The organism is Devosia sp., from assembly GCF_034675085.1.
Lineage (GTDB): Bacteria > Pseudomonadota > Alphaproteobacteria > Rhizobiales > Devosiaceae > Devosia.
Genome location: NZ_JAUCDN010000395.1, coordinates 1 through 2,680, shown reverse-complemented (window position 1 = coordinate 2,680; position 2,680 = coordinate 1). Strand labels below are relative to the sequence as shown.

The window sequence follows — 2,680 nt, the reverse complement described above, 5'->3', positions numbered from 1 at the left end:
TTTCGGGGCTTTCAATGGCAGACCAATTCGACCTTACCGTGATCGGCTCGGGGCCGGGCGGCTATGTATGCGCGATCCGCGCTGCGCAACTGGGCATGAAGGTCGCCGTGGTCGAGAAGTGGCCGACCCTGGGTGGCACCTGCCTCAATATCGGCTGCATTCCGTCCAAGGCGCTGCTGCACGCCTCCGAGCTTTACGAAGAGGCCGGGCATGGCTTTGCCGCCCTGGGCATCGATATTCCCGCGCCCCAGCTCAACCTGCCGCAAATGCTCAATCACAAGAGCGAGACGGTGGCCGCCAATGTCGGGGGCATCGATTACCTGTTCAAGAAGAACAAGATCACCGTTTTCCGCGGCATCGGTTCGATTCCCGCCGCCGGGCGGGTGCTGGTGACGCCGCAAAGCGGGGCGGCCAGCGAGATCGAGACGCGCAACATCGTCATCGCCACCGGCTCGGTTTCGGCCGGCCTGCCGGGCATCGATATCGACGAAAAGACCATCGTCACCTCCACCGGTGCGCTGTCGCTGGAAAAGGTGCCCGAGCGGCTGCTGGTCATCGGCGCCGGCGTCATCGGGCTGGAGCTGGGCTCGGTGTGGGCGCGGCTGGGGGCCAAGGTCACCGTGGTCGAATATCTCGACCGCATCCTGCCGGGCATGGATAGCGAGGTGGCCCGCCAGTTCCAGCGCATGCTGCAAAAGCAGGGCATGGAGTTCCGCCTGTCCAGCAAGGTGGCCGGCATCGACAAGCAGGACGATGGCGCGCTCAAGGTGCGGATCGAGCCGGCGCAGGGCGGCAATATGGAAATCCTCGACGCCGATGTGGCGCTGGTCGCCATCGGCCGCAAGCCCTTCACCGAGGGGCTGGGGCTCGACATTGTCGGGGTGGCGCTGGACGAGCGCGGCCGCGTGCGCGTCGACGGGCACTACAAGACCTCGATCGATGGCGTCTATGCCATTGGCGACGTGATTGCCGGGCCGATGCTGGCGCACAAGGCCGAGGATGAGGGCATCGCCGTCGCCGAAATCCTGGCCGGCCAGGCCGGCCACGTCAATTACGCCGTCATGCCGGCCGTGGTCTATACCAATCCCGAAATCGCCTCGGTGGGCAAGACCGAGGACGAGCTCAAGGCCGAGGGCGTCGATTACAAGGTCGGCAAATTCCCCTTCACCGCCAATGGCCGCGCCAAGGCCATGCTGGCGACGCAAGGCTTCGTCAAGATTTTGAGCGATGTCACCACCGACCGGGTGCTGGGCGCCCATATCGTGGGCAAGAATGCCGGCGAGATGATCCATGAACTGGTGGTGCTGATGGAATTTTCCGGCGCCTCCGAGGACCTGGCCCGCTCCACCCACGCCCATCCCACCCTGTCCGAAGCGGTGCGCGAAGCCGCCCTGTCGCTGGGCGACGGCGCCATCCATATCTGATCGCGCCAAAAAGATTCGAGACACCAGCCGCCGGCTCCCCAGCCGGCGGCTTTTTTGTTTCCACCGGCAGGGCGCGCGCCCTGCCTTATCCCCGCCCGTGCGGCCGGCCCTATGCTCATCGGAGGGCGGCAATGGCTTCCCGCGCGCCTCACGCCGGTGGATTTTTTCCTGTCGTGGCGGGGATATGGGGGATAAGTCGACCCTTGTAACGTCCGAGTAAACCGGCGTTCTTCTTACCCAAATTCATCATACAACTTGCTCATTATTGTATGTTGACTCGGCTTTTTGGCTTCCATACTAGTTTCAACAGCAAGTCCGCAAAGAGTCCAGAGGGCCGGGAAGCGGGTTTGAGTGGCGGGGCAGAGCCCCCGTCGCGAAGCAACGGCGACGGTTGCCAGCGGCGCGGAGGACGGGCCGGACCGAAGCCACATTTGGGAGGACATCCATGTTTCATCTGCCCAGGCTGGCGGCGAGCGCACTCGTCGTCGCATCCTTGATGGTTTCGGCGGCCAGCGCCCAGACGGTGCTGCGCTCGTCCGATACCCATCCCGATGGCTACCCCACGGTCGAGGCGGTCAAATATTTTGGCGAGCTTCTGAGCGCCAAGACCGATGGCCGCTATTCGGTCGAAGTGTTCCATTCCGCCCAACTCGGCGAGGAAAAGGACACGATCGAGCAGACCCAGTTCGGCGTCATCGATCTCAACCGCATTTCCATCGGCGCCTTCGGCACCCAGGTGCCCGAGGCCACCGTGGTCCAGCTTCCCTATATCTTCCGCTCGGCCGACCATATGCACCATGTGCTCGACGGCCCGATCGGCGAGGAGATCCTGGCGGCCTTCGACGCCGTGGACGTGGTGGCGCTGGCCTATTACGACGGCGGCGCGCGCTCCTTCTACAACAGCTCCCACCCCATCACCTCGCCGGCCGACATGGCGGGCATGAAGCTGCGCGTCATGCAGTCCGATATCTTCGTGGACATGGTGGCGGCCTTTGGCGGCAATGCCACGCCCATGCCCTATGGCGAGGTCTATTCGGGCATCCAGACCGGCGTCATCGACGGGGCCGAGAACAATTATCCCAGCTACGACACCGCAGGCCATGCCGAGGTGGCCAAGTTCTATTCGCTCGATGAGCACCTGATGGTGCCCGAAGTTCTGGTCATCTCCAAGGTCGTCTGGGATGGGCTGACCCCCGAAGATCAGGTGCTCTTCCGTGAAGCGGCGCAGGAATCGGTGGCCAGGCAGCGTGAGCTCT

Annotated in this window: 2 protein-coding genes; both read left to right on the top strand. The window is 63.8% G+C overall.

Going from position 1 to position 2,680, the window contains the following annotated elements; all coding sequences use genetic code 11:
• The first annotated feature begins 14 nt into the window (after positions 1–14).
• Positions 15–1,424, top strand: a complete 1,410-nt coding sequence (gene lpdA / locus VDP82_RS16820; RefSeq protein WP_323015978.1) for a dihydrolipoyl dehydrogenase — start codon at positions 15–17, stop codon at positions 1,422–1,424.
• A gap of 445 nt (positions 1,425–1,869) precedes the next feature.
• Positions 1,870–2,680, top strand: an 811-nt coding sequence (locus tag VDP82_RS16815) for a TRAP transporter substrate-binding protein (RefSeq protein ID WP_323015977.1), incomplete at its 3' end; no start/stop codon positions are given.